Origin of the sequence: Rhizobium ruizarguesonis (assembly GCF_017357285.1) — a bacterium.
Lineage (GTDB): Bacteria > Pseudomonadota > Alphaproteobacteria > Rhizobiales > Rhizobiaceae > Rhizobium > Rhizobium ruizarguesonis.
Map to the genome: position 1 here is coordinate 524,119 of NZ_CP071680.1, position 25,550 is coordinate 549,668.

24 protein-coding genes are annotated in these 25,550 nt (G+C 60.7%); 10 read left to right on the forward strand and 14 right to left on the reverse strand.

The annotated features are described in order from the left end of the window. Position 1: 1 nt before the first annotated feature. From J3P73_RS30555 to J3P73_RS30575, 5 genes are all read right to left on the reverse strand, one after another. On the reverse strand, positions 2 to 1,630 hold the full coding sequence (locus tag J3P73_RS30555) for an ABC transporter ATP-binding protein (RefSeq protein ID WP_024320067.1): 1,629 nt from the start codon (positions 1,628 to 1,630) through the stop codon (positions 2 to 4). Then, the gene (locus tag J3P73_RS30560) at positions 1,627 to 2,445 is read right to left on the reverse strand and encodes an ABC transporter permease (protein ID WP_017992060.1); all 819 of its coding nucleotides are present in this window, start codon (positions 2,443 to 2,445) and stop codon (positions 1,627 to 1,629) included. The genes J3P73_RS30555 and J3P73_RS30560 overlap by 4 nt, the downstream gene beginning before the upstream one ends. After that, entirely contained in the window at positions 2,442 to 3,386 is a 945-nt protein-coding gene (locus J3P73_RS30565; protein ID WP_027690170.1) for an ABC transporter permease, read from the reverse strand. Before J3P73_RS30565 ends, J3P73_RS30560 begins: the two co-directional genes overlap by 4 nt. A 178-nt stretch (positions 3,387 to 3,564) precedes the next feature. Beyond that, a complete protein-coding gene (locus J3P73_RS30570) occupies positions 3,565 to 4,470 on the reverse strand; it encodes a LysR family transcriptional regulator (protein WP_024320070.1) in 906 nt (301 codons plus the stop codon). Between the two features lie 37 nt (positions 4,471 to 4,507). After that, positions 4,508 to 5,482 carry a LysR family transcriptional regulator gene (locus tag J3P73_RS30575; protein WP_197726922.1) on the reverse strand — a complete coding sequence of 325 codons (975 nt, stop codon included), beginning with the start codon at positions 5,480 to 5,482 and terminating at the stop codon, positions 4,508 to 4,510. Between the two features lie 39 nt (positions 5,483 to 5,521). Between J3P73_RS30575 and J3P73_RS30580 the strand changes: the two genes are divergently transcribed. Continuing rightward, entirely contained in the window at positions 5,522 to 6,886 is a 1,365-nt protein-coding gene (locus J3P73_RS30580; RefSeq protein WP_027690168.1) for an MmgE/PrpD family protein, read from the forward strand. Between the two features lie 79 nt (positions 6,887 to 6,965). Here J3P73_RS30580 and yghX read toward each other — a convergent pair whose 3' ends face one another. Then, positions 6,966 to 7,853 (reverse strand): YghX family hydrolase, encoded by an 888-nt coding sequence (gene yghX, locus J3P73_RS30585; RefSeq protein WP_027690167.1) that lies wholly within the window; start codon positions 7,851 to 7,853, stop codon positions 6,966 to 6,968. 329 nt (positions 7,854 to 8,182) lie between these two features. On the opposite strand from yghX, the gene J3P73_RS30590 reads away from it, so the two are divergent. The 5 genes from J3P73_RS30590 (at position 8,183) to J3P73_RS30610 (ending at position 13,707) form a co-directional block, all read left to right on the forward strand. Next, positions 8,183 to 9,340 (forward strand): Gfo/Idh/MocA family protein, encoded by a 1,158-nt coding sequence (locus J3P73_RS30590; protein ID WP_024320074.1) that lies wholly within the window; start codon positions 8,183 to 8,185, stop codon positions 9,338 to 9,340. Positions 9,341 to 9,353: 13 nt separating this feature from the next. Further along, a complete protein-coding gene (locus J3P73_RS30595) occupies positions 9,354 to 10,238 on the forward strand; it encodes a carbohydrate ABC transporter permease (RefSeq protein WP_024320075.1) in 885 nt (294 codons plus the stop codon). Further along, positions 10,235 to 11,092 carry a carbohydrate ABC transporter permease gene (locus J3P73_RS30600; RefSeq protein ID WP_018071212.1) on the forward strand — a complete coding sequence of 286 codons (858 nt, stop codon included), beginning with the start codon at positions 10,235 to 10,237 and terminating at the stop codon, positions 11,090 to 11,092. Before J3P73_RS30595 ends, J3P73_RS30600 begins: the two co-directional genes overlap by 4 nt. A gap of 73 nt (positions 11,093 to 11,165) precedes the next feature. Further along, positions 11,166 to 12,371: an ABC transporter substrate-binding protein gene (locus tag J3P73_RS30605; RefSeq protein WP_207580082.1), complete on the forward strand. Its 1,206-nt coding sequence runs from the start codon at positions 11,166 to 11,168 to the stop codon at positions 12,369 to 12,371. 202 nt (positions 12,372 to 12,573) lie between these two features. Further along, entirely contained in the window at positions 12,574 to 13,707 is a 1,134-nt protein-coding gene (locus J3P73_RS30610) for an ABC transporter ATP-binding protein (protein WP_024320076.1), read from the forward strand. A 312-nt stretch (positions 13,708 to 14,019) separates the two neighbouring features. Here the strand turns inward: J3P73_RS30610 and J3P73_RS30615 are convergent, their stop codons facing one another. The 3 genes from J3P73_RS30615 to J3P73_RS30625 all read right to left on the reverse strand — a co-directional run bounded on the left by J3P73_RS30615 (position 14,020) and on the right by J3P73_RS30625 (position 16,351). Next, positions 14,020 to 15,129 carry a sulfite oxidase gene (locus J3P73_RS30615; RefSeq protein WP_024320077.1) on the reverse strand — a complete coding sequence of 370 codons (1,110 nt, stop codon included), beginning with the start codon at positions 15,127 to 15,129 and terminating at the stop codon, positions 14,020 to 14,022. Positions 15,130 to 15,522: 393 nt separating this feature from the next. Further along, positions 15,523 to 15,900 carry a hypothetical protein gene (locus J3P73_RS30620; RefSeq protein WP_024320078.1) on the reverse strand — a complete coding sequence of 126 codons (378 nt, stop codon included), beginning with the start codon at positions 15,898 to 15,900 and terminating at the stop codon, positions 15,523 to 15,525. 1 nt (position 15,901) lies between these two features. Further along, complete coding sequence (locus J3P73_RS30625) at positions 15,902 to 16,351, reverse strand: cupin domain-containing protein (RefSeq protein ID WP_130687767.1); 450 nt, start codon at positions 16,349 to 16,351, stop codon at positions 15,902 to 15,904. A gap of 100 nt (positions 16,352 to 16,451) precedes the next feature. Between J3P73_RS30625 and J3P73_RS30630 the strand changes: the two genes are divergently transcribed. After that, complete coding sequence (locus J3P73_RS30630) at positions 16,452 to 17,435, forward strand: LysR family transcriptional regulator (protein WP_207580046.1); 984 nt, start codon at positions 16,452 to 16,454, stop codon at positions 17,433 to 17,435. Positions 17,436 to 17,821: 386 nt separating this feature from the next. Here J3P73_RS30630 and J3P73_RS30635 read toward each other — a convergent pair whose 3' ends face one another. The 5 genes from J3P73_RS30635 to J3P73_RS30655 all read right to left on the reverse strand — a co-directional run bounded on the left by J3P73_RS30635 (position 17,822) and on the right by J3P73_RS30655 (position 23,334). Continuing rightward, positions 17,822 to 19,015, reverse strand: coding sequence for an IS91 family transposase (locus J3P73_RS30635; RefSeq protein ID WP_130691466.1), 1,194 nt, complete (start codon positions 19,013 to 19,015; stop codon positions 17,822 to 17,824). Between the two features lie 3 nt (positions 19,016 to 19,018). Continuing rightward, positions 19,019 to 19,927 carry a tyrosine-type recombinase/integrase gene (locus tag J3P73_RS30640; RefSeq protein WP_130691464.1) on the reverse strand — a complete coding sequence of 303 codons (909 nt, stop codon included), beginning with the start codon at positions 19,925 to 19,927 and terminating at the stop codon, positions 19,019 to 19,021. 317 nt (positions 19,928 to 20,244) lie between these two features. Further along, positions 20,245 to 21,345: a D-TA family PLP-dependent enzyme gene (locus tag J3P73_RS30645; RefSeq protein WP_130665900.1), complete on the reverse strand. Its 1,101-nt coding sequence runs from the start codon at positions 21,343 to 21,345 to the stop codon at positions 20,245 to 20,247. After that, positions 21,346 to 22,821, reverse strand: a complete 1,476-nt coding sequence (locus tag J3P73_RS30650; RefSeq protein ID WP_207580047.1) for a M81 family metallopeptidase — start codon at positions 22,819 to 22,821, stop codon at positions 21,346 to 21,348. It abuts the gene before it with no gap. 30 nt (positions 22,822 to 22,851) lie between these two features. Continuing rightward, positions 22,852 to 23,334, reverse strand: a complete 483-nt coding sequence (locus tag J3P73_RS30655; protein WP_130687761.1) for a hypothetical protein — start codon at positions 23,332 to 23,334, stop codon at positions 22,852 to 22,854. A gap of 111 nt (positions 23,335 to 23,445) precedes the next feature. Between J3P73_RS30655 and J3P73_RS30660 the strand changes: the two genes are divergently transcribed. Genes J3P73_RS30660 through J3P73_RS30670 form a run of 3 tightly spaced genes read left to right on the forward strand, consistent with a single transcriptional unit; the run spans position 23,446 to position 25,522 of the window. After that, the gene (locus J3P73_RS30660) at positions 23,446 to 23,835 is read left to right on the forward strand and encodes a RidA family protein (RefSeq protein WP_207580048.1); all 390 of its coding nucleotides are present in this window, start codon (positions 23,446 to 23,448) and stop codon (positions 23,833 to 23,835) included. 21 nt (positions 23,836 to 23,856) lie between these two features. Continuing rightward, the gene (locus J3P73_RS30665; RefSeq protein WP_018071221.1) at positions 23,857 to 24,720 is read left to right on the forward strand and encodes a MurR/RpiR family transcriptional regulator; all 864 of its coding nucleotides are present in this window, start codon (positions 23,857 to 23,859) and stop codon (positions 24,718 to 24,720) included. A 25-nt stretch (positions 24,721 to 24,745) separates the two neighbouring features. Beyond that, positions 24,746 to 25,522 carry an SDR family oxidoreductase gene (locus J3P73_RS30670; RefSeq protein WP_207580049.1) on the forward strand — a complete coding sequence of 259 codons (777 nt, stop codon included), beginning with the start codon at positions 24,746 to 24,748 and terminating at the stop codon, positions 25,520 to 25,522. The last annotated feature ends 28 nt before the right edge of the window (positions 25,523 to 25,550 follow it).

Below are 25,550 nucleotides of genomic sequence, written 5' to 3' on the forward strand. Positions count from 1 at the left end.
GTCAGTTCTCCAGGCGCCATTTGAGGATCACGCCGCCCTGAGCATTGTGGTCCAGAGCGGGGATGGCCGAGAGAAGCCTTTGCGTATAGGCCTCCTTCGGGCTGTCGAAAACCGTATCGCGGTCGCCCTCTTCGATGATCCGGCCGTCCTGCATGACGACGACGCGATCGGCCACCTGTTCGACCACGCCGAGATCGTGGCTGATGAACAGGCAGGAAAAGCCGTAGCGTTTTTGCAGATCGGACAGGAGTTCGAGCACCTGCGCCCGGACCGTCACGTCAAGCGCCGATACCGGCTCGTCGGCGATCAGGAATTTCGGCCGGCGCGCAATGGCCCGGGCAATCGCCACGCGCTGACGCTGGCCGCCTGAAAGCTCATGCGGATAGCGCCCGGCGTAGTCGGCCCCAAGGCCGACCTCCTCCAGCGTCTCCAGGGCGCGCTTGCGCTTAGCCATAGCGTCGAGATCGGCAACGAGCCGCAGCGCTTCTTCCACAAGCGCGAGGATGGTCATGCGCGGATTGAGCGAGGAATAAGGATCCTGAAAAACCATCTGGCAATTCAGCCGATAATCCATCCAATCGTCGTTGCGGCTGCGTCCCTTGAACCGGATATCGCCTTCGCTCTCGCGGACCAGCCCGGCAATGGTGCGGCCGAGCGTGGTCTTGCCGGAACCCGAACCGCCGACCAGTGCCACGACTTCGCCCTCGTGGATATCGATGCTGACGCCATGCAGCGCCCGTTTCGGCGTTGCCTTCTTCATCAGCGACCGCCGGCCCGCATAGTCGACGACAATATCCCGCGCCGAAACCATCGGCGCCTTGGTCTTGTCGATCGTCCGCGTCTCTCCGCGGAACGGCAGGGAGGAAAGCAGCTTCTTCGTATAGGCACGCTGCGGTGCGTCGAGCAGATCGGCGGTGCGCCCTTCTTCGACGATCACGCCCTTTTCCATGACGACGATGCGGTTCGTGTAGCGGGCAACCATCGGCAGATCGTGACTGATCAGCAGCACGGCGGTGCCTTCCGCCTGCGTCAGCTCCACCATCAATTCCATGACATCGCGCTGGATCACGGCATCGAGCGCGGTCGTCGGCTCGTCGGCGATCAAGAGCGCCGGTTTCAGCAGCATGACGGATGCCAGCATGATGCGCTGGCGCATGCCGCCCGAGAATTCGTGCGGATAGGCAGTGAGCGCCCCGGCGGGATCGTGGATTCCGACCCGGTTCAGCATGTCGAGGATCCGGCTGCGCCGCTCTTCCTTCGAAAGTTTCGTATGCAGCTGCAGCCCTTCTTCGAGTTGGCGGCCGACGGTCATCGAGGGATTGAGCGAGGTCATCGGCTCCTGGAAGACGACACCGACTTCTGCACCACGCAATTGGCGCAATTGCGCGCCGTTCATGGAAAGCACGTCGCGTCCCTTGTAGGCAACGGAGCCGCCGATCACCTTGATGGGCGCCGGCAGCAGCGAGATCAGGGCGCGTGTTGCCAGCGTCTTGCCCGATCCGCTTTCTCCGACGATGCCGAAGATCTCGCCGGGCGCGATGTCGAAGCTGACGTCCTTGACAACCTGCACACCGGTTCCGGTGACCTGAAGCGACAGGTTGCGGACATTCAAAAGCGTTCTATTGGTCATTTCAGCCCCCTCATCCGCGGATCAAGCTTGTCCCGAAGAGCGTCGCCCAGAAGATTGATGCCGAGGAGCGTCAGGGCGATCGCCAGGCCCGGGAAGAGACCCAGCCAGACCGCCTGCTCGATGAATGGCCGGCCGGCGGCCAGCATGTTGCCCCAGGTCGGTGCCGGTGGCGGAACGCCGAGGCCGAGAAAGCTGAGCGCGCTTTCGGAAAGGATCGCCCAGCCGAACATCGAGGTCGCCAGCACGGTGATCGGAGCGATGCAATTGGGGAGGATATGGCGGAACATGGTGTAGAGCTCGCCATTGCCCATCACCTTGGAGGCCTCGATGAATTCCCGCTCGCGCAGTGACAGGACGGCACCCCGGACAACGCGGGCCATGGAGGGAGAATAGGCAATGCCCAGCGCGAAGATGATGCCATATTGGTTGGCGCCGAAGACGGCGAGCAATCCCAGCGCCAGAAGGATGCCCGGAAAGGCAAGAAGCGCATTGTTAACGGCCATGATGACCGCATCGATCCAACCGCGGGCGTAGCCGCTGACGAGACCGATCAGCGTGCCGCAGACCGTCGCGAATGTGACCGTCAAGGTGCCGATCCAGACGCTCGCCCGGGCGCCGACGATCAGGCGGCTGAGCACGTCGCGGCCGAATTCGTCGGTTCCGAGCCAGTGGGCGCTGCTTGGTGCCGCCAGCCGTGCCGTGAAGCCGAGCTTCATCGGATCATAGGGGGTCCAGAAAAGGCCGATCGCAGCGGAGATCAGCAATGCGGCAATCAGAATGCTGCCGATGAAGCCGTTGAACGTGACGTTTTTCATTCGGCGACGACCCGCGGATCGAACAGGGGATAGAGCAGGTCGACGACCAAATTGACCAGCACATAGGATAGCGAGACGAACAGCAGGCAGCCCTGGATCACGGGGTAATCGCGGGCAAAAATGCTGTCGACCATCAGTCGCCCGAGCCCCGGAATGGTGAAGACCGTCTCGATGACGGCAATGCCGCCGAGCAGATTGCCGAGGATCAGACCGATGACTGTCCAGGTCGGGCCGAAGGCATTCTTGAAGGCGTGCCGCCAAAGGACGGCGCTTTCGGAAAGACCCTTGGCCCGGGCGTGGGTGATATAGTCGAGGCGCAGCACTTCCAGCGTCGAGGCGCGTGCCATGCGGATCAACACACCCATCTCGTGAACGACCAGGGTCATGATCGGCAGCACGAGGTAGACCAGGCCGCCGGTAACGTTGCTGCCTATCGAGACATAGCCGAGGACCGGTAACCAGCCGAGTTTCAAGCCGAAGAAAAGCAGAAGCAGGAGTCCGAGCCAGAATGTCGGGATCGACAGCAGGATCGTGGCCGTGCCGACCAGCGCCAGGTCCGTCAGACTGTTCTGCCGCCAGGCGGCGATGACACCCGCCGGCACGGCGATGAGGCTCGCCAGAAGGACGGCGACGACAACGATTTCGGCGCTGACCAGAAAGCGTGATGCGACGAGCGGCAGAACCGGCTCGTCATTGACGATCGAGCGGCCGAAATCACCCTGGACGACATTGGCGGTCCAGATCAGGAACTGTTGCGGCAGCGATTTGTCGAGGCCGAGTTCCGAGCGCATCGCCGCGATCTGCTCCGGCTCAGCCATATCGCCCAGCATCAGTGCCGCCGGATCGCCGGGTATGAAGCGGATCAGCGTGAAGACAGTCACCGAGACGAGGGCGATCGTCGGCAATGCCATCAGCAGGCGGTTCAGAACGAATTTCAGCATTTTTGTTCCCCGCGATGGGCAACGGACAGTACCCGGCGCCATCGGTTTCGTTGCTGCAGACTATGATCGAATGAAGAAATATCCGCAATATTATGCGATTCTGTCATAAGTCTATGCGGAATATGACCGCAACCAAAGCGGCTGCGTTGGTGTAAGAGTTCAGGCTAAAAATTTGATTTTAAATGTCTTTTTGCGAAAGCTTAATCTGTCGCTTTAAGGCATCGCTCAGAGCATGGGCGGCAATCGAGAGTGGCGTCCCAACCGCCCTCGCCAATCCGAATTCCTGGGTCGCGCGTGGCACGAAAGGACGGTGGACCACCGGCAGATGGCGATAGAGATTTGCATAAAAGCTGCTGATGATCGTGACCCCGAGGCCATGCGCGACGTAGGAACAGGCGGAACTGTTGGTATGCGTCTCGATCTTGACGATCTGCTTGATGCCGGCCCGTCGGAAGGTCTGGTCGAGCGCCATGCGGTTCGGCCGTTGGCGGCCGATCAGAATGAGAGGAACGTCGCGCAAATTCCTGACCGTGATTTCCTCCAGTTTCGCAAGAGCATGATCCTTCGGAACGACGCAGACGCTTTCGCCGGTGGCGACGCGCTCGACCTCGATGCCCGGTCCGCTCTCGCCCTCCATGCGCAGAAAGCCGAAATCGATCACCCGCTGCTCGACGAGCTTGTTGATCGCGGTCGTCGTCTCGAAGAAGGTTTCGATCCGCACACCTGGGAAATCGCTGATGTAATCGGCCAGCATTGCCGGCGCGAAATGCTCCCACATGCTGCTCGGCAGGCCGATGCGGACGATCTCCGGGCCGGCGGCGCCGCTTCTTAAGTCCTCCGCGTGGCCCGACATCCGATCGACCGCGAGCAAGATGTTTTCGGCATCGCGGGCAAGAAGCAGGGCCTCGGGGGTGGGGATGAGACGGCCTTTGTCGCGCACGAAAAGCGACATCGAAAGGTCCGCCTCGAGCTGCTGCAGGAGGCGGCTGACGCCGGACTGACTGAGCCCCATCGTCTTTGCCGTGGCAATCGTCGACCCTGTCGCCAGAAGCGTGCGCAGGACTTCCAGTTGCTTGATATTCATGTGTTTGCGATCCCCCGGGACGGTTCAGGCACCGTCATCATGCCCAGTCCGAAATGCTTTGAAGGAAGAGGCTGGCGGCCTTGGGCATCGGAAATTTCTCGCCGCTGATCAGCGCGTAGGCAACCGGCAGTTCCGGTTCGAGCGGAATGAACTGCAGCGGCAGCGTCGCATATTCGCGGGCGATGATCTCGCCGACCAGCGCAATGCCGAGCCCCTGCGTGGCCAGCGCGCAGGCACTCGCCACCGAATGCGCTTCGAGCAAGGGGCGTTGGCGGATGCCGTCCTTGTAGAACAACGCCTCCAGCTCATGGCGAACCGGTCGCTCCCTGTTCAGCATGATCAGATCCTGCCCCTTCAGATCGCCGACCGACAATTGCCGGCTGCCGGCGTTCGGATGATCGTTGTGCAGGACGCAAATGATCCGCGACGACAGGATCTTCTCCTGTTTCAATCCCGGGCTCATCAGCGGCAGACGCGCGAAGCCGAGATCGGCCTCGCCGTCGGCCACCATCCGTTCAATTGCGAGATAGCTGCCGGATGCGACTTCGACGCGCATCGGACCATTCGCTGCAAGAAAGTTCTTCACCAGCTTCGGAATGCGCGTCGAGGAAAGACTGGAGGGAAAGGCGAGCCGCAGCATGATCTCGCGCGATCGACCGCTCTCGAGCTCCATCGCCGCCGTTTTCAAGGCGCGCAGCCGGTCTGAAATGGCACGGATTTCCGGGCCGAGCTGCAGCCCCTCGCGGGTCGGTTGAAGCCGGTTCTTTTCCCGGTCGAAAAGCCGGACGCCGAGATAGTCTTCCAGTTGCTGCAATAAGCGGCTGGCATTCGATTGCGAGATACCAAGCTCGACGGAAGCGGCGATCGTCGAGCCTGTCGCGGCGATGGCGTCATAGGCTTCGATATGCTTCAGGCTGATCGCCGCACTCGTGTCGCGCGCCATTCTATCTCCAATGTCGATAGCCCTACCCGCAAACCGCATAAGATTGCGGACCTGCGGAAAGTTGAACATTTTCCGCTGAGAACCAAACTCACGGAAAGACTTTCGTCAATGGCCACCATTCTCCGGAAGATCGCGGAACAGGTCCTGTCGCGAACGACGTTCTCGAACGTCGCCATGGACCGGGCAAGAGATGCTGTGGTGGACACGATCGGCTGCATGATTGCAGGCAGTGGCGATGAAAGCGTTGCTGCGCTCACCCGCGCCTTCGACCGGGAAATCGCCGGAGGCGGCAAAGCGCGGCTTATCACCGGCGGCTCCGCCTCGCCCTCTTTCGCCGCACTCATCAACGCAACGGCGGCTCATGCGCTCGATTTCGATGACAATTTCCATCCGGCAAGGGCGCATGCTTCCGCGGTGCTGGTGCCGGCGCTGCTGGCGGTTCTGACGAGCGGCAAGGTGACAAGCGGAAGACGGTTTCTCGAGGCCTACCTGGCCGGGCTGGAAGCGCAGGCGGCTGTCGGCTTTGGCGTCAATCCCTCTCACTACAACAGGGGCTGGCACGCGACGGCGACGGTCGGCAGCATCGGGGCCGCGGCTGGCGTGGCACGGCTTCTCGGCGCCGACGAAGAGAGCCTAACCGCGGCGATGAGCCTCGCGACGAGCTTCGCCTGCGGCCCGAAAGGGCAATTCGGCACGAGCGCCAAACCGCTTCATGCCGGCATTGCAGCGCGCAATGCCGTGGACGCGGCGCGCATGGCGCTTGCGGGCATGAGCGGACGGGCGGATATCCTCGAACGGCCGCAAGGCTTCCTCGATCTTTTCGGGGGCGATGATGCCAAGGGCTGGGACGACCTGACATTCGAGAAGGAGCATATCATCGAAAGCCGGGGCGTGGTGACCAAGCGCCATCCCTGCTGCGCCTCGACCCATCGCGCAATCGACGCGCTTCTGGATCTGAAGCAGGAGCATGGGCTTTTGGCGGGCGACATTGCCAGGATCGAGGCGAAAGTCGGCATATCCGCTGTCCGCAACCTCGCTTATCCCGACCCTGCCGACGAGATGCAGGCACGCTTCTCGATGCAGTATTGCCTGGCGACAGCTTTCCTCAAAGGCTCCCTTAGCCTTTCGGATTTTACACGGCAGGAGATTGGGCGGCCGGAAATCCGGGAATTCATGCCGCGCATCGACATGCGGTCCTATTCGGCTGATGAGGAAAAAGGCGTGGAGCGCCTCCCGCATGTCGTCACGGTCATGATGCGCGACGGGCGCATTTTGAACAAATCCCGCTTGCATGCGAAGGGATCGCTCGAAGCGCCGATGAGCGTTCATGAACGTGAAGTCAAATTCATCGACTGCTTGCGCTGGGGAAGTCGGACTGCGTCCGGCGCCTCTTTCCTGCAGCTTCGCAAGCTTGCCGATGTTGAAAACCTGTCTGGCGACGATCTCTTCTGGAGCCTGATTGCAGACCGTTAGTCGCCTTGACAAGCCGTGGGGACGGACAGGCGGCGGGGAACGCCTCCCCGGCCGCATCATCGTTCAGGCGGCAGCCTTCTCAGGCGAGGTATTTCGTAAACCAGTCGACCGTTCGCTGCCAGGCGAGCTTGGCTGCTGCTTCGTCGTAGCGGGGCGTGGAATCATTGTGAAAACCGTGATTGACGTCAGGGTAGATGTAGGCCTCAAATGTCTTTCCAGCTGACTTCAGCGCAGCTTCATAGGCCGGCCAGCCTTCGTTGATTCCCTTGTCCAGCCCGGCATAATGGAGAAGCAACGGCGCCTTGATCTTCGGCACGTCTTCGGCGCGCGGCTGCCTGCCGTAAAAGGGCACGGCTGCGGCAAGTTCCGGATAGGCCACCGCCGCGGCGTTGGCGACGCCGCCGCCATAGCAGAAGCCGGTGATGCCGACCTTGCCGGTGGTGAGATCGCTGTGCATCAAAAATTCGACCGCCGCGAAGAAATCGTTCATCAGCTTTTCCGGGTCGACCTTCTGCTGGAGTTCCCGCCCCTTTTCATCGTTGCCGGGGTAGCCTCCGACCGACGTGAGCCCATCGGGCGCAAGGGCTATGAAGCCTGCCTTTGCCACGCGCCGCGCCACATCCTCGATGTAGGGGTTCAGACCTCTGTTTTCGTGAACGACCACCACGGCCGCGACTTTGCCGGCGGCTTTTGCAGGGCGGACGAGATAGCCGCGGACATCTCCATTTCCTTTTGGCGAGGGATAGGTGATGTATTCGGCTGATATATCGGGATCGGTGAACTCGACCTGGGTCGCCAGCGCATAGTCGGGGCTCAGTGACGCAAGAATGGCGGCTGCCGTGACGCCGCCGACAGCGAATTTGCCGGCCCGGTCGAGAAACTCGCGCTTGGTAATTCTCCCGTGCGCGTAATAATCGTAGAGTTCGAGAAGTTCCTGAGGGAAATCCTTGGCTGTCATGCGGGTCATGATGGCTCCTCCTTGCCTTCGGGTCTCGCACTATCCTACACACGTAAACTCGCGGCTCTTTTCAACATTTCGCGAGTTCTGCGTGAGCTTGCCGGGGCGATCGTTGGCTGCGCCAACAGTCGCTGAATTCGCCGCCCCGGCGTCAAGAGATGCGGCCTATTCCCTTTGGCAATCGGCGTCCGGCCGGTCGCAGCCAGCAATCGACCGCCGGCTACCGATCTATGAAAATTAATTTCATGCTCGCGCTTTGAGGCCCGTTTTCTATTGACGCCTCGCGATTTTTGTCCCAACTTAAAGAAAATAAATTACTAAATGGGAACTTGATCGGCATGAAAGTGGGAATCATCGGGCTAGGATTCCGGCTCGGCTATCTCGGCTATGTTTTCAAGGCAATCGATAGCAGCTTCGACATTGTAGGCTATGTGGATCCGGAACCAGCCGGACTTCCCGGATTGACGGAAAAGGGAATTTCGGTCGGCAAGGCCTATGGTTCGCCGGAGGAGCTCCTTGCCTCCGAAAAGCTCGATCTCCTGATGATCGGCTCCCCCAATCACCTGCATCTCGACCACATCAGGCTCGGGCTTCAAGCCGGTCTCAAGGTCTTCTGCGAAAAGCCGATCGTCACCACGATCGCTGAAAGCATCGAACTTGCCCATCTGATGGCAAAATTCGGCCACGAGCGACTGATGGTCGGTCTCGTCTTGCGCTATTCTCCTCTTTATAAGGATCTCCGCGCTATCCAGGCCGAGGGCAAGCTTGGTCAGATCGTGTCGATCGAGGCCTCCGAACATATCGAGCCTTATCACGGTGCCTTCTTCATGCGCGACTGGCGCCGCTATGAGCGCTATTCCGGCAGCTTCATGCTGGAGAAATGCTGCCACGACCTCGATCTTTACAATGGTGTCGCCGGCGCAAGGCCGGAACGCGTCGCAAGTTTCGGTGGCCGCAAGAGCTTCATTCCGGCAAACGACCCGGCGCGCGAGGGCATCAACGACCTCGAGCTTTTCCACCGCAAGCCGAGCGGGTGGATGGGATCGGACAAGGTCTTCGACAGCGATGCCGATATCATCGACTATCAGGTGGCGATCGTCGAATATGCCAATGGCGTCGGCATGAACTTTCACACCAATCTGAATGTGCCCGATCAATTCCGCCGTTTTGCCATCATGGGTTCGCGCGGCATGGCCGAAGGCGATTTCGTGCGCGGCTATCTCGACGTTCACGAACAGCTGACCGGCAACAAGATTGTCGAAAACAAATATGCCGCCACGGAGCTCTCCCAGCACTACGGCGCCGATGAACAGATGGCGAGCGATCTGCTTGAAAGCGTGCGCACCGGGCTCGAACTTCCTGTTTCCACGCTGAATGCGCTCGAAGCCGGTATCCTCGCCTTGGCGATGGACGAAGCGAGGATGAAGAAAGCGGTCATCGATCTGCGTCCCATCTGGGACCGCTTCGACGAAGCCCTTCACGCAAGAGCGGCTTGAGGAGGGCGGCAAGATGAGTGTTCAAAGAAGCACCTTCATCTTCGCTTGCATCCTTCTTCTTCCGGCTGTGCTCTATGTTCTGGCGATCGTCGCCTATCCGCTGGTCGATACCTTCATTCTCTCCTTCACCGATGCATCCCTTAAGAAGACCACCAATTGGGTGGGCTGGGTCAACTACGAGAAAATCTTCAACGAGCGGTTTGCAGAAGTCATCATCCGTACGTTCATCTGGACATTCTTCTCGGTCGCCCTGAAAATGGTGATCGGCACTTTCGGTGCGACCATGTTGAATGCCGCGGTCCCCGGCCGCTCGCTGTTCCGGCTTTTGACCATGCCGCCATGGATCGTGCCGATGGCGATCGGCATCTTCATGTGGGGCTGGATGTATAATGGCCAGTTCGGGATGATATCAGGCATGTTGCAGCGCTTCGGTCTCGTCGACGGTCCGGTCGCCTTCCTCGCTTATGGAAGCACCGCTTTCTGGGCAACGATCGTCACCGACGTGTGGATCGGCGTGCCGCTGGTGACGATCTACTTCCTGGCCGCGATCCAATCCATTCCGAAGGATCTCTACGAGGCCGCCTGGACCGACGGCGCCGGCCGCTGGTACCGCTTCCGCCGCATCACGCTGCCGCTGATGGTTCCGGCGATCATCACCATGTCGATGCTGTCGCTGATCGCCACCTTCAACTCGTTCGACATCATCTGGATCCTGACGCAGGGCGGACCGAGCGGCGAGACCACGACGATGATCATCGATACCTATCAGACCGCGATCGGCTCGAAGAAATACGGTGAAGGTGCCGCGCGCGCCGTTTTGATCTGCATCTTCCTGTCGCTCTTCTGCTTCGCCTATTTCCGCGTCACCCGCCGTCTCAACCCGGAGAAGCGCGCATGAGCAATGCAGCCATGATCGACCGTTACCGCTGGTGGGAAATCATCCTGATCTATTGCGGCATCGCGCTGTTTCTTTTCTTTGTGCTGTCGCCCTTCGTCGAAGGTTTCCTGGTTTCGCTGAAGCCGCTCAGCCAGCTCTTCTCTTCGCCCTACCGCTTCTGGCCGGAGAACGGCTCGTTTGAAGCCTATCGGACGATGTGGATCAGCGTGCCGGGCTTCGGGCGCTATATTTTCAACTCGTTCTTCATCTCGATCATCGTCACGCTGATCGTGCTCTGCCTCGTCATTCCGGCGGCCTATGCCTTTGCGAAGTTCGAATTCAAGGGCATGGGGATCCTGCTCGGCGCGTTCCTGACGGTGAACATGTTCTCCGGCGCCGTGCTGTTGATCCCGCTCTTCCGGCTGATGCGCAGCATCGGCGTGCTCAACACCTATCTCGCCATGATCGTGCCGGGCGTCGCCTTCTTGATTCCGTCGGCGATCTGGCTGCTGCGCACTTACATGATCCGCATTCCACAGGAACTCAACGAAGCGGCCTACATGGATGGCGCCAGCCATTTCTATACGCTTCGCCGTGTCATCCTGCCCATTGCGATGCCGGGGATTATCGTCGTCGCCATTACCACCTTCATCGGCGCTTACGCTCAGCAATTCATCTTCGCGCTGACGTTCAACTCGAAGACCGAATACATGCCCTTGCCGGTGGGGCTCTTTGCTTACTTCGGCAAGCAGGAGGTCATCTGGAACGAACTGATGGCGGCTTCCTTCGTCGGTATCGCGCCGGCAATGGTCGTCATCTTCTTCCTTCAGCGCTACCTTGTCGGCGGGCTGACCGCCGGTGCGGTGAAACAATAAGACCAAAAAACGAGTGAACAGCTAACACAAGAATGGGAGTCACGACGTGAGCATTACCATCAAGACAGGCCTTATGGCGCTCGCCCTGCTCGGTTCGACGGCACTGACCGCCGTCACTGCCCAGGCGGCCGACAAGGAAATCAGCTGGATCTATTGCGGCGACACGATCGACCCGGTCCACACCAAATACATCAAGCAGTGGGAAGAAAAGAACGCAGGCTGGAAGATCGCCCCCGAGGTCGTCGGATGGGCGCAGTGCCAGGACAAGGCAACGACGCTCGCCGCCGCCGGCACGCCGGTGGCGATGGCCTATGTCGGTTCGCGCACGCTGAAGGAATTCGCGCAGAACGACCTCATCGTTCCGGTGCCGATGACAGACGACGAGAAGAAGACCTACTATCCGCACATCGTCGACACGGTCACCTTCGAGGGCTCACAGTGGGGCGTTCCGATCGCCTTCTCCACCAAGGCGCTCTACTGGAACAAGGATCTCTTCAAGCAGGCCGGCCTCGATCCCGAGACGCCGCCGAAGACCTGGGCTGAAGAAATCGCGATGGCAAAGACCATCAAGGAAAAGACCGGCATTCCGGGCTACGGTCTCTCCGCCAAGACCTTCGACAATACGATGCACCAGTTCATGCATTGGGTTTACACCAATAATGGCGCGGTGATCGATGCCGACGGCAAGGTCACGCTCGACAGCCCTGAGATTCTTTCTGCGCTGAAGGCCTACAAGGATATCGTTCCCTACTCCGAAGAAGGTCCGACCGCCTACGAGCAGAACGAAGTCCGCGCCATCTTCCTCGACGGCAAGGTCGCCATGATCCAGGCAGGTTCGGGTGCGGCCGACCGCCTGAAGAAAACGAAGATCAGCTGGGGCATCACGACGCTGCCGCTCGGTCCCGACGCTAAGGGCCCCGGCACGCTGCTGATCACCGACAGCCTGGCGATCTTCAAGGGTTCGGGGGTCGAGGACAAGGCGACGGAATTTGCCAAGTTCATCACCTCGCCCGACGTGCAGTCGGAATACGAACTGCAGGGCGGCGCCGGTCTCACTCCCCTGCGTCCGTCAGCCAAGGTCGACGAGTTCGTCGCCAAGGATCCTTACTGGAAGCCCTTGATCGACGGCATCAGCTATGGTGGTCCCGAGCCGCTCTTCACCGACTATAAGGGCTTCCAGAACTCGATGATCGAGATGATCCAGTCCGTGGTCACGGGTAAGGCCGAGCCGGAAGCGGCGCTCAAGAAGGCTGCTGGCGAAGTCGAGGCGTTCAAGTAAGCTTTTTGGGCCCCTGGGATCGCGGACGGCAACAGCCCGCGATCCCTTCCCTACAGCCCCGTGCGTCTGTTCCACAGCCGCAAGGGAACGTTGTAACACTTTGAATTGCTGCATAATTTCATCTCTAAATCGAATCCGATTTAAGGAATATGCAGGAACGATGATCGAATGTGCGACGAAGGCCGCCGGTGGAGACAGATTTTTGGGACAGCTCTTTCTCAACAAAGTTCAGAAGTTCTATGGCGACTACGAAGTTCTGAAGGGCGTGCAGCTCGATGTGAAGAACGGCGAATTCGTCGTCTTCGTCGGCCCGTCAGGCTGCGGCAAATCCACCCTGCTGCGCATGATTGCCGGTCTCGACGCGACGAGCGCGGGCGACATCGTTATCGATGGTATCAGGGTCAATGACCTGCCGCCGGTCAAGCGCGGCATCGCCATGGTGTTCCAGTCCTACGCGCTTTACCCGCACATGACAGTCTTCGAGAACATCGCCTTTCCGCTTCGCGTCGAAAGGATGGAAGAGGAAAAGCTCAAGGCCAAGGTAGAAAATGCAGCGCGCATCCTTCACCTCGAACAGCGGCTGCAGCAGAAACCCGGTATGCTTTCCGGCGGCCAGCGCCAACGCGTCGCGATCGGCCGCGCGATCGTGCGCGAACCCAAGATATTCCTGTTCGACGAGCCGCTGTCCAACCTCGACGCGGCGTTGCGCGCCGACATGCGCATCGAGCTTGCCAAGCTGCACAGGCAGTTGAAGGCGACGATGATCTATGTGACGCACGACCAGGTCGAGGCGATGACCATGGCCGATCGTATCGTCGTGCTGGATTCCGGCGATATCTCCCAGACGGGGGCGCCGCTGGAGCTTTATCACAAGCCCGCGAACCAGTTCGTCGCCGGCTTCATCGGCAATCCGAAAATGAATTTTCTTCCTGTGACCTGTAAAAGCGTCAGCGCCAATGGCGTCGAGGTGGATTATCAGGGCCAGACAGCCCTTTTGCCCGTGGCGCCGCGCGACGGCATTGTCGGCAAGGCTTTGACGCTCGGCATCCGGCCGGAGCATATCCAGCTTAACGGCGGCGATATCGTCTTTACCGTGACGCCGACGGTTATCGAGCGCCTCGGGGCAAATACGGTCGCTTACGCCTCGCTCAACGGAGAGGCCGAAAATTTCTGCGCCATGCTGCCGGGCAGCGTCGGCATCCGCGCGGACGTGCCGGTTGCAACCGGCATCAATGCCGCAGATTGCCACCTCTTCGACGAGGCGGGCATAGCTTTCGAGCGGCGCGTGGAACTGACCGAAATCGATATGAACGTGATCAATCCGACGGCGGCCTGAGCCGACTGGCCCTGTTTCGGCGGTTGGTCCTGCCAGGGGTCGGATTCGGCTAGGCGCGAATGACACCCTAAGCAATTACGCCTGCCCGCCGGCATGATTTCGGGGTGCTTCTCACTCCACGAACGTCTTTGGACAATCTCCTGCAGATAGCAGAGTCCGGCCCTCGAAGGTGCCTGTTGCTCCAGTTGCTGCTGGTAAATCCAAGATCGGTGGTAAGCGGTAGGATCAGCCTTCCGCCATTGTTGAGCCGGTCCAGCCAGATACCTGCTGGTCGAGTTGCGCCGGCCTTCATGTTCCACCCCATGCGGGTGATTAGATCACGAATTCCTCCTCGTACGTCTGTGGCTCGGGAACGACCGTAACCTCCACCGGAACGATCCAATTGGCTGCGTAGCTCTCGCAGTCAGAACGCTGGAGCTCGGGCTGCACGCACCCCGCCCCATCGATCGCGCGACATCGCAGTATATATTGCCCCACTTCTTCAGGGGTCCACATGTACTCCCACAAGCGCCATGCAAAGGGACGTTCTGTTTCGAGGAGCCTTCCCTCGCGCCAGCCCCTGCCATCTCCGGTGCACACCTGCACCTGCCGGATAACAGCCTCTCCGCTCCAGGCGGCTCCGAAAATCCGGTACGGTTGGCCGGCGATGAGACGCGCCCCCTGTACGGGACGCGCGATCTGCGCTTTGACCTCCATCTCCGCAAGGGGGACCAGCCTGGGTTCCCCGAGGCTGCGCTCCCAACGGAAATAGTCGCGCGCCTGCCAGTAGCCAAGGAACGGTTGCTCCACAACCGTGATATCAGTGATCCACTTGACCCAAGCCATGCCGAACCAGCCACCCACGACCGCGCGTAGCGGGTAGCCGTGATCGCGCGTCAACGGCTCCTCGTTCATCGAATAGGCAAGGATCGTGCTGTCAGCGATGGCCTTCTCAAGCGGTAAACTGCGCGCAAAAGCGATGGGGCCGGGAGAAGCCGTTTTCTTGTTTGTGTCGACGACGCCGCTGTCGGCGCCTGCGAGAAGTACCTCACGTGCGGTTCGTTTAACGCCCGCCATTTCCAAAATCTCGCGCAGAAGAACACCTGTCCACGCGGCATTGCCGACGGCTCCGTTCTGCCACTGCAACCCCTCCTTCGGCGGCTCATAGTAGACGCGCCCGTTCCCTGCACACTCGACGACGGCGGTGAAAGTCGTGCTCCGCATCGCCTTGATGCTGTCGAGGTCAAGTTCGATCGGCCGCTCCACCGCCCCGCCAACGCGCAATCTCCAGTCTCGCGCATCGAGGTCCGGCGACGGGAAATGGTTTCGCACGAAGAACAGCTCGGTTGGGATCAGCCAATCGGAGAGCGACGCAAACGGAAACTCGATGTTCTGTGGGGATTTCTGTCGAACTATTAGACTGGGTTGCTGTGGTGTCGGCATCGTCCTCGTCTCCCCTTTCAAGAGCACAACGTCGGCTCTCGGTTGCGCGAATTCCGGTACGATCACACCGTCCCTCGCAGTGCGTCCGTCGCATTCCGCCTTCAGGCCGCATTCTAGCACATACCGCACGTTCCTCGGATCGACCTCGAACGGCAGCAAAGGGGCCGACGGCGGTCTTGACCGCTTTGCGCCCTTATGTCGGACATTGAGATTTTTTAGCCGCACCCGCAAAGCGGACATTTGCCCGAACTGGCGAGACAGCAGGTGATGCGGCCACAGGACCTCTGGCAATCGGACGGCAGTTCTCGCGGCGTTCGGTCCGCTTCTCTTATAATGCCCGGAGGCTAAACCAAGCCTTTTGACCGCGGGCGTTGCGAAGCCCGCGGTCAGTCGTCACGCCTCTGCACCAAATCCGTGGCGGGCAACGGTCACCAGAAACAGCAGCATCGAGGCCAAAGTCAGTATCGCGCCGGCACTCGCCAGAGCGGGCGGACCTCCGGCCATGACCATGGCAATACCTGGGACCATGAGAGCGACACCGAGGATGGCAAGTCCGGCGTGAACGCGGGGAAGTATCCCCCGCGCTGCAGTGGGGGTCAGCCGGTAGTACAGGCCAAACAACGCCAGCGTCGTCCATCCCACCAGGTTGAGATGCGCATGGGCCGGCGCCAGCAAGTGGTCCTCGCTGATTGCCATCTGGATCCCCCAAACCATGCCAGAGGTGACACACACGACCGCCGCGAGAAAAAAGATAAAGGCGATGTCACGCATATCAGCCTCTCTGCGCCAGCCCGGGGCCGGTAAACTGCGAGCCATAGCGTGCCGCACATTCGGCAACCGCGGCGATGTCACGCGGTATTTGAAAACCGGCTGCGGCGACTTCTTCGAAAAAACCTTCAAAGCCACCCGGCGTCAGCACGGCGATGCAAACAGCGCCGTCGGGACCGGTGCGGAAGCTATGACGCTTGCCACGTGGGATATGCGCAGTCTCCATCGGACCGCGCCGAAACACGGTACCCTCAAGTTCGAAATCAATGACGCCTTCCAGCACAAGGAAAGTTTCGTCCTCGGCCTCATGGATGTGCGAAGGCGGGCCCTCAAGCGGGCCGGCAACGCCGTGGACGATGGACATGGCGCCTTGCGTTTCGGCGGAGGACAACAGGATGCGATGGGTGGTGCCGTTCCAGCTATGAGACTGCTGTGGCTGGGTATATACGTTCATGATACAGGGACCTTCGTGGTTGGTTGATCGGAAGGCCCCCGAAATAGCGCACCGCCGGGCTTGTGATAAATTGGATGATTATATCGACTGAATTGATCCCATGAATTTATCCGCCTTCGACCTTAACCTATTGAAAGTGCTGGATGCCTTGTTGCGCGAACGGTCTACCGTGCGCGCCGGGGAGCGGATTGGCCTATCGCAGCCGGCCGTGTCGGCGGCCCTTGGGCGGTTGCGCGCCGCCTTCGGCGATCCACTGCTGATGCGTGATGGCCAGCAAATGCGCCCGACCGAATTTGCACTTGCTTTGGTGTTGCCGCTGACGCAACTGCTTGAGGATTCAAGCCGCCTCTTAAACCCGGCAAGCTTCGATCCAGCGAGTGCGGTGCAGACTTTCCGCATTGCAGCGTCGGATTTTTTCACCGAGATGATGCTACCCGGCCTAATGGCTAACCTGGAACAGCGGGCACCGGGCATTTCGCTGCGCTATACCGACTCGCTCAATCTTCAGACCATGGACGACCTACGAGAAGCCAGGCTGGATCTGATCTTGTTGCCTGCGGGCAATTTTTCGCCCTGGGTCGATTGGCGACCGATCTTTCATGCCAGTTACGTTGTTGTTGCGCGGCAGGATCATCCGGTTCTACGCCAGCACGGTGTTACGCCGGCGGCGGCGATGCCCGTCGAACTGTATTGCAGTCTGCGCCACGCCGCCTTCCGCGTCATCGAGATGGCGCCCGATCGAGAAACTGCCGCACTTGCTGCATTGGGCCTGCAACGTGAGGTCGTCCTCTCGGTACCGACCTTTACGGCCGTCTTGCGGTCTGTGGCCGCGACAAACCTTGTCGGAATTGTACCGCGCCGGATGGCCGTGAAAGTGGCCATCGCAGAGGGGCTTGCCATTCATCCGCTGCCCTTTGCTTTGCCGCCAACACTGTTGGCAATGATTTGGCACCGGCGCAATTCGGCCTCCCGTGCACACACTTGGCTGCGCGATCAGGTCTCCGAAATACTCACGCCACTCGATGATCTTGAACAATCCAGCGTCGGTAGTTTGGTATTGGGAAGCGCTGGCAATCTCGATTGATTGCGGGCTAGGTTTGCGTCCCGTATCGGGTGCTATGGAACGGCTGCTCTCTCAATACTTAGAAGCCGAAAACCGACCGTCAGTTTCCGTGAAGAGTTTCGGGCGCCGGCAGGCGTACGAAAGTCCCCGAGGAAGGAACCCGCGGGCCACAGTCGGAGGCTATGGGGATTTCGATCTGGGGCTGATATCGGCGATGGCGCGACCGCGGCCAGGAAGTGGGGTGCTGGATGCGGACAGGCCGCTTCGTTGCGCCTCCGCGCGGTTTAGCCGGCCCGGCAGCCGGCTCGACGCGACCCTGTTGGCGGCGATAATCACCATGAACGCGCGTGGGTCGGTTGCCGGAGGCGGGGCGCCCGCGGCTGAGGTCTGGATCATGCCATGCCGGGTCATGAAGCAGTCTCCCGGTTCGTCGCCGTCGCATCCGGCGGTCCGCGCGGCTGCCTCCGGCGTTCGAACACCTCGATGACGATCATTCGTCCGCCGCAGCAGGGGCATGGCGGGCGGAAGTCATCCGGTTCGCCTGGTGTGTTGTCATCGGCCGGTGCGGCGACGTCCAGGAGTTCGCGGGCGAGCGCCAGATTGGCCTTGCGGGCGGAGCCGGCGAGCAGGCCGTAGTGCCGGATGCGATGGAAGCCGCGCGGCAAGACATGGAGCAGGAAGCGGCGGATGAACTCATCGACCGCGAGCGTCATGATCTGCTGCCGGTCGCGGCCGTCGCGGCGGTAGTCCTTATAGCGGAAGGTGACGCCAGTTTCGTCGAAGGTGATCAGGCGGCGGTTCGAGATTGCGACCCGGTGGGTATAGCGCGACAGATAGGCAAGAACGGCCTCAGGACCCGCGAACGGCGCCTTCGCATAGACCACCCAGCGTTTCTTTCGGACCGGCGATAGATGCCGCAAGAATGCCTGCCGCTCGGTGAGATGAGCAAGTGCGCCAAAGAAGCAGAGCCGCTCGGCGTCGTGCAGAGCGACCAGCCGGGTGAGGAACAGTCGTCGGAACAGTTTGCCGAGTACGCGTACGGGAAGCAGGAAGGCCGGGCGCGACGAGATCCATCGACTTCCGTCTGGCGTGATGCCGCCGCCCGGAACGATCATGTGCACATGCGGATGGTGCGTCATCGCCGATCCCCAGGTGTGGAGCACGGCGGTGATGCCGATGCGCGCGCCGAGATGCTTGCGATCGGCCGCGATGGTCAGCATCGTCTCCGACGCCGCCTTGAACAGCAGGTCGTAGACGAGCGCCTTGTTCTGGAACGCTATGTCGGCGACCTCGGCCGGCAGGGTGAATACGACGTGGAAGTAGCCGACCGGAAGCAGATCGGCCTCGCGTTCGGCAAGCCATGTCCGTGCCGCCGCGCCCTGGCACTTTGGGCAGTGCCGATTGCGGCAGGAGTTGTAGGCGATCCGCCACTGGCCGCAGTCCTCGCAGGCCTCGACGTGACCGCCGAGGGCCGCAGTGCGGCAGTTCTCGATCGCCGACATCACCTTCAGTTGCGGCAGGCTCATATGTTCAGCATGCGCGCGCCGGTACGCCGCGCCGGCAGCACGGAAGATGTCGGCGACCTCGATCGAGGCACGCAAGGCTCAACCGTCGGGGAAGGCTTCTTCCGGCTTGAACAGGCCGAGTTTGTCGAGCGGACTCGTAACTGTGCGGACCGTCCTGGTCGCCACCTTGGCGTAGAGGGCGGTGTTGTTGAGTTTTGCGTGCCCGAGCAGGACCTGGATGATCCGAATGTCCGTGCCGTCCTCCAGCAGGTGGGTGGCGAAGCTGTGGCGCAGCGTATGCGGCCCGACCCGCTTGGCGATGTCGGCGGCCTGGGCCGCCTCAACGACGATCCGATAGAGCTGCCGCGTGCTGATCGGCTTCATTGCGTGTTGGCCAGGGAATAACCAGCCGTCGCGATGCATCACACCCTGCTGCCGGCCCACCTTCCACCACTGGCGCAGCAGGGTGAGCAGGTCCTCCGAAAGCATGGCATTGCGATAGCGCCCGCCCTTGCCACGCTCGACGCGCAGCAGCATGCGCTCGCTGTCGACGTCGGCGACCTTCAGCATCGACACCTCCGCGACACGTAGGCCCGCGCCATAGGCGACCGACAATGCCGCCTGGTGCTTGAGGCAGGTGGTGGCATTGAGCAACCGGGCAACCTCGTCGCGGCTCAGCACCACGGGCAGGTTACGCGGATGCGCCAGCCGGATGAGCCTGCGCGCCAGGTCCGGGCGGTCGAGGGTCTGGGTGAAGAAGAAGCGTAGCGCCGACACGACGCTGTTCATCGTCGGAACGGGAACGCCATCCTCCTGCTGCTCGATCTGGAACCGGCGCAGGTCGTCGGCGGTCGCCGTGTCTGGTGAACGCCCGAGGAAGGTCGCCAGGCGTCCGATGTCGCGGAGATAGTTGCGTTGCGTTTCGCGTGAGAAACGCCGCATGTTCATGTCGTCGATCAACCGCTGGCGCAGCGGGCTGACGGGCGTATCGAGATGGGGGTGCTGCATGGTCAGGCTCCTTGTTGAAGAAGCCCGTCATGCTCTGCCGTTGCCGGACGACGCTCAATGCAGGCGCAACGTCCGGCCTGTGCCCTCTACCTCAACCGCAGGCGCCCTCCCGCGCAGCGGGTTCGTTCTCCGGCCCAAATCGGTCATCCGTCGGTGCTGAGCTGATGTCTGTTATTGGCGCAACGAAATCATCCGCCACGCGCATGTCTTGCGATATCAGCGACTGCATTCTTGCTGATACCGAGACCGCGAGCAATCAGCCAATCACTGCGGTCGTCGGTGATCAGGGCCACTTCGCCTTCAATCGGAACCGACCCCTACCAGACGAGGCCGCGGGCGGCGACTTCCTCGACGCGGGTGACGATGCCGCCCCGATGGAAGACCATCGTATCGAACAGATTGGACACGACGCATGTGTGGTTCGGGATGATGAAGAGCTTCTGACCGATCTGCGGCCGGGGGCCGGTGCAGTTCGACAGGTCGATCACGCCGTGTTCTTCCGAGAGGCTGCTGATCCGCGCCTCGGGATAACCGACGATCAGCCCGTAATCGCTGAAACCCTGAAGATCCGATGTCAGCGCCTTCGACCCGGCATCGATGACGGCGCGGTCGGCGTTTGGCCGCGACACGACGGTCGCCAGCACATGCATGGCGCAATCGTCCTCGGTGCAATGGCCCATGCGCACCATCTGGCGATCATTATAGATATAGGTGCCGGCGCGGTGTTCCGTGGCCGATTTGACGAGATGCGCCTCGAAGAGGCTTGGCGTTCCGCCATTGCTGACAATCGGGCAGGTTATGCCTTCCGTTTTCAGCTGTTCGAGCGTCTCGGCGATGAAGGCTTCGACGGCGGCAGCCGATTGCGGTTTCGGATAGGTCACGATGCCGCCGAAGGTGAGGCCGTCGGCAGCGGCGATGCGCTTGGCGAGCGAAGCCGCTTCTGCCGGTGTCTGCACGCCGCAGCGGCTGCCGCCGGTATCGCATTCGACCAGCACGTTCAGCGGCTTGTGGCCGGAGAAATGTGCTGCGAGCCCGTCGACCGTCACTTCGCTGTCGGCGACGACCTTGAGGGCCGAAATTCTCTCGTTCAACTTGGCCAGCCGCTCGAGCTTCTGCGGTCCGAGGATGTTGAAGGTGATGAGGATGTCCTCGAAGCCGGCTTCGGCAAAGACTTCGGCTTCCGTCACCTTCTGGCAATTGATGCCCTTGGCGCCGGCGGCAACCTGCGCGACGGCGAGAGCCGGGATCTTGTGCGTCTTGATATGCGGGCGGAAGTTCAACCCGTGCTGATCCATATAGGATTGAACGCGGCCTATGTTTGCAGCCAGCCTGTCTTCGTCGATCACAGGACGCGGCGTCGAGAGATCGGCGATCCTGTCTCCTGCCTTGGCGATGACGGCAAACCGGTTGTCATGCATCTAGGCGGCTCCGCGTTCTGGTCGGTGTGGATCGGCGACGATCGGCCATATGGTCTTCGGTGCGCGCCGGTACGGCGTCGTCGCCGGATTATTGGGATAGGGCGTTCCGGCGGAGCAGTAAAGGATCTCTGCCGCGATCTTCGAGAAGGACGCGAAGAAGTGGTTGGTGGATTTGATCACCAGGATCTTCTGCCTGGCGGGATCGATGCCCATCGCCGAGAAAAGGCTCGGATCAAAGCTTTGGGCGCGCGTCGAATTGAGGATGATGTCGAGGCCGTCAAGCACGATATGTACGGCATCGCCGAAAGGTGCGAGGCTCTCGCCGAACTGCATCTCGGCATTCTTCACGAGCTTGACGATCTTGACGGTGCCATCGACGGGATTGCCGGTGCCGGGCGCCGACTTGGCGCCGAAGCGCAACGGAATTTCCGCCCCCTCGCCCGCCGCAAAGCAAATCTGGACGGCCACCGGATCCCAGATGGTGCCGATCGCAGCACTCGTCACGCCGCGGGCCATGAGTTCCCCGAGGATGACAGTCGCGTCCCCTGCCGTGCCGCCACCCGGATTATCCCAGACATCGGCGATGACAACCGGCCATGCGGTTGCGGCAAGCGCGCGCGTGACGGCTTCCTTCTCGTCGATCTGCGGAACCATGAAGGTGCCGCGCTTCGAAAACAGCTCGAGGCCGAGTTCGCGCGCCAAAGCCGCGCCCTTCTCCGGCTTATTGTCCGTCACGACAAGCAGCTTCGTTCCCATTTCGGGAACGTCGCCCACCATGAAACCGTGGATCACCGAGATCGACAGGATGTCAGGATCATCCGTCTCGATCTGCATGATCTTGTCGACGAAGGAACGCATGGGCTCGCGCGATGTCGGGAAGACGTCGATCATCTTGCAGTCGAACACCGACATATCAGGCTTGATCCGGCCTTCGAGCGTTTCGACCGTCATGCGCCAGAGATCCTCGGCGCGGTCGACGAAGTCCGTATGCGGAAACTCCTTGAAATAGACAGCGAAATCGAGCGCAGCGACGCGTTTTGCGGTGAGATGGCTGTGCGGATCGAGTTCGGCGCAGATGAGGACATCAGGCCCGACGATCTCCCGCATGCGCGAGAGAAGATCGCCTTCAGTATCCTCGTATCCGGCAGCCACCATGGCGCCATGCAGGCCCATGACAACGGCGTCGACAGGCATTGCCGCGTTGAGTTGCCCGAGGATTTCGTCACGCAATTCCTCGTAGGTCCCCCGGTTGACGAGGCCTGCGGGATCGGCCCAGGTGGCGGTTCCCTCAATCAGTTCCCAACCCTTTTCTCGGGTGACGCGCCTTCCGACGGTGATCGGCGCGGTGCAGAGCGTCGGCGTCTCGGGATGCTGGCCGGGCGGAGCATAAAGAGAGGCTTCGAATGCGCGACGATCCACGCAGATCGGGGAAAAGGTGTTGGTCTCGGTCGCCAGTGCTGCCGTGAAAATGCGCAAGAAAGTGGCCTTCGTATTGTCGGCCCCGCGTCAACCCATCGGGTTCGGCAGGTAGCCGGTGAAACCTGAGATCTTCCAGCGTCCTTCGTGAAGCCTGCAATAATAGAGCGTCTGCCATTGCATGACGTCTCGGGTGCCGTCAGGCTTGGAAATGCCGCCATCGAATTTCTTGCGAACAAGCGCCATGTCGCCTTCGATTTCGATATCGTCCAGCGTCGTCGTGGTGAAGATCGCCGTGCGCGCATCTTCTGCGAAACTCTGTTTGGCGAAATCCTCTGCCTGCCTCAGCCATTCCTGGCGATAGGCCGACAGCGTCGGAAATGCGAGGCGCCACTTGTCGGGGCTGACTTCCTTTCGGCCGTCGATGCCGATGAAACCCTCTTCCACAAAGTCATGCTCGACCATCGACCAATCGGCGGCCAGAAAGGCATCGATATCGCGCGAAACGAGCATCTCCCAGATAGCGTGCCGGGCGCTGTCGGACGGGAAAGGATTCTTGAAAGGATCGCGCATATCTGCCCCGGATTGAAATTCTTTTCATAAAACGTGTTTTTCACTAGTCAAATTCTGCTTTCTATGGTCACTTGTCAACTTATCAAGAAAATAATTTGCAAGGACTTCAGCATGCCCATCAAGCGCTATGGCACTGTTCAAACGGGCGCCGGCGGCAAGGCGCTGCCTTTCGCGCGGGCGGTCGAAGCCGACGGATGGCTGTATGTTTCCGGCCAGGTTGCGATGGAAGATGGCGAAATCATCGATGGCAACATCATTGCCCAGACCCACAAGACGATTGCCAATGTCCTGGCGATCCTCGACGAGGCCGGATACGGCGTCGAAGACGTCGTGCGCGTCGGCGTCTGGCTCGATGATCCGCGCGACTTCTGGACCTTCAATAGAATCTACCAGGAGTATTTCGGCGAACATCCACCGGCCCGCGCCTGTGTGCAATCGTCGATGATGGTTGATTGCAAGGTTGAGATCGACTGCGTGGCCTATAAGAAGAAGGATAAATAGAGAACCATCGGGGGGACGGGCTTGGATATCTTTTCAACGCTGCAGGAAGACAAGGGTCGGCTCTCTCCCTCCGAGGGCCGCATCGCGGAGATCATCGTCAACGATTTCGAGTTTGCCGTGAATGCCTCGATCATCGAGCTCGCGGAACGGGCCAAGGTATCGCCGCCGACCGTCACCCGTTTTTGCCGGCGGCTCGGTTGCGAGAGCTTTTCCGACTTCAAGGTGCAGCTCGCTCGCACCGCCCATATCGGCGTGCGGTATCTGAAACCTGAATCGAAAAGCACTGATCCGGCTGATGTCGCACAGGATATCATCACCAAGGCCCAGAACGCGCTCTTTCTCCTGCATCGGTCGCTCGATCTTGCCGCGATCGAAGCCGCCGTTTCGCATATCGCCAAGGCCGATATGATCTATGCGTTCGGATCGGGCGGCAATTCGTCAATGATCGCCGACGAGCTCCAGAACCGCCTCTTCCGTCTCGGGCTTCGCATCACGGCAAGTTCCGACCACAGCATGCAGTTGATGATGGCTGCCGCGGCAAAGCCGGGCGACGTGTTGATCGGCTCGTCCTTCTCAGGGCGCAATATGGAGCTGGTGCGGGCCTTCGAGCTTGCCCGCCAGACCAAGGTGAAGACGATCGCGCTCACCCAGACGGACAGCCCTGTTGCCAAGGCTGCCGAAATCGTCGTGCCGATCGATCTTCCCGAAGGCAGCAATATCTATCGCCCGACCTCGACGCGCATCGCCTACATCGCGACGGTCGATATCCTGTCGAGCCTGGTCGCCTACGCCGTTCAGCCAAAGGCGACGACCACGCTTCGGCGCATCAAGCAACAGCTGGTCATTCACCGCGACGGCGACGACCGGCAATTGCTTGGAGATTGAGGTTCATGAACGGGAGCGACAGAAAATGACGCAGTCGATAGCCATCGTTACCGGCGCTGCAGGCGATATCGGCGCGGCGATCGCCGCACGGCTCGCCGATGACCACGACATCGTGTTTCTCGCCGACATCGATGCTGCGGCTGCGGCTGCCGTGGCATTGAAGCTCGGGCCGGGCAATCGCTTCGTCGCCGTCCAATGCGATGTGACCAGCGAGACGAGCATTGCCGAATTGGCAAGACGCGCAGCAGACGTCGGCGTGGTTCGAACCCTGGTCAACAATGCGGGTGCTGCCCGCGCCACCAGCCTGCACGACACGACGCCCGAGATCTGGCGGGCGGACAATGCGCTTAATCTCGAAGCGGCATTCTTATGTTTCCGCGCATTCGAGCCCATGCTGACGGTTTCCAAGGGTTCCGTCGTCAACATCGCCTCGGTCAACGGCATGCATGTCTTCGGACACCCGGCCTATAGCGCCGCCAAGGCAGGCCTTCTGCATTTCACCCGGCTGGTCGCCGTGGAATACGGCAAGTTCGGGATCCGGTCCAACGCCGTCGCACCCGGCACGGTGAAGACGCAGGCCTGGGAAGCCCGTGCGAGCGCCAATCCCAACGTTTTCGAGGAAGCACGCCGCTGGTATCCGCTACAGCGGGTCGTCGACCCGAAAGATGTTGCCAATGCCGTGGCCTTCCTCGCCGGTCCCCAGGCCGCCTCTATCACCGGCGTCTGCCTGCCAGTCGACTGTGGCCTCACGGCAGGCCAGGCCGAGCTCGCGCGGACCTTCTCGCAATCGGAACACTACTGAAATCCAGAGCGGTTCAACTTTTCATGGA

What these genes read in the sequence shown, in the direction of transcription:
- J3P73_RS30630 (WP_207580046.1), top strand. Translation starts at nt 16,452, where the DNA reads ATGAATTTATCCGCCTTCGACCTTAACCTATTGAAAGTGCTGGATGCC.
- J3P73_RS30605 (WP_207580082.1), top strand. Translation starts at nt 11,166, where the DNA reads ATGGCGCTCGCCCTGCTCGGTTCGACGGCACTGACCGCCGTCACTGCC.
- J3P73_RS30560 (WP_017992060.1), bottom strand. Translation starts at nt 2,445, where the DNA reads ATGAAAAACGTCACGTTCAACGGCTTCATCGGCAGCATTCTGATTGCC.
- J3P73_RS30660 (WP_207580048.1), top strand. Translation starts at nt 23,446, where the DNA reads ATGCCCATCAAGCGCTATGGCACTGTTCAAACGGGCGCCGGCGGCAAG.
- J3P73_RS30670 (WP_207580049.1), top strand. Translation starts at nt 24,746, where the DNA reads ATGACGCAGTCGATAGCCATCGTTACCGGCGCTGCAGGCGATATCGGC.
- yghX (WP_027690167.1), bottom strand. Translation starts at nt 7,853, where the DNA reads ATGACCCGCATGACAGCCAAGGATTTCCCTCAGGAACTTCTCGAACTC.
- J3P73_RS30640 (WP_130691464.1), bottom strand. Translation starts at nt 19,927, where the DNA reads ATGCAGCACCCCCATCTCGATACGCCCGTCAGCCCGCTGCGCCAGCGG.
- J3P73_RS30565 (WP_027690170.1), bottom strand. Translation starts at nt 3,386, where the DNA reads ATGCTGAAATTCGTTCTGAACCGCCTGCTGATGGCATTGCCGACGATC.
- J3P73_RS30575 (WP_197726922.1), bottom strand. Translation starts at nt 5,482, where the DNA reads ATGTTCAACTTTCCGCAGGTCCGCAATCTTATGCGGTTTGCGGGTAGG.
- J3P73_RS30615 (WP_024320077.1), bottom strand. Translation starts at nt 15,129, where the DNA reads ATGCCGACACCACAGCAACCCAGTCTAATAGTTCGACAGAAATCCCCA.
- J3P73_RS30600 (WP_018071212.1), top strand. Translation starts at nt 10,235, where the DNA reads ATGAGCAATGCAGCCATGATCGACCGTTACCGCTGGTGGGAAATCATC.
- J3P73_RS30645 (WP_130665900.1), bottom strand. Translation starts at nt 21,345, where the DNA reads ATGCATGACAACCGGTTTGCCGTCATCGCCAAGGCAGGAGACAGGATC.
- J3P73_RS30655 (WP_130687761.1), bottom strand. Translation starts at nt 23,334, where the DNA reads ATGCGCGATCCTTTCAAGAATCCTTTCCCGTCCGACAGCGCCCGGCAC.
- J3P73_RS30625 (WP_130687767.1), bottom strand. Translation starts at nt 16,351, where the DNA reads ATGAACGTATATACCCAGCCACAGCAGTCTCATAGCTGGAACGGCACC.
- J3P73_RS30620 (WP_024320078.1), bottom strand. Translation starts at nt 15,900, where the DNA reads ATGCGTGACATCGCCTTTATCTTTTTTCTCGCGGCGGTCGTGTGTGTC.
- J3P73_RS30595 (WP_024320075.1), top strand. Translation starts at nt 9,354, where the DNA reads ATGAGTGTTCAAAGAAGCACCTTCATCTTCGCTTGCATCCTTCTTCTT.
- J3P73_RS30590 (WP_024320074.1), top strand. Translation starts at nt 8,183, where the DNA reads ATGAAAGTGGGAATCATCGGGCTAGGATTCCGGCTCGGCTATCTCGGC.
- J3P73_RS30570 (WP_024320070.1), bottom strand. Translation starts at nt 4,470, where the DNA reads ATGAATATCAAGCAACTGGAAGTCCTGCGCACGCTTCTGGCGACAGGG.
- J3P73_RS30555 (WP_024320067.1), bottom strand. Translation starts at nt 1,630, where the DNA reads ATGACCAATAGAACGCTTTTGAATGTCCGCAACCTGTCGCTTCAGGTC.
- J3P73_RS30580 (WP_027690168.1), top strand. Translation starts at nt 5,522, where the DNA reads ATGGCCACCATTCTCCGGAAGATCGCGGAACAGGTCCTGTCGCGAACG.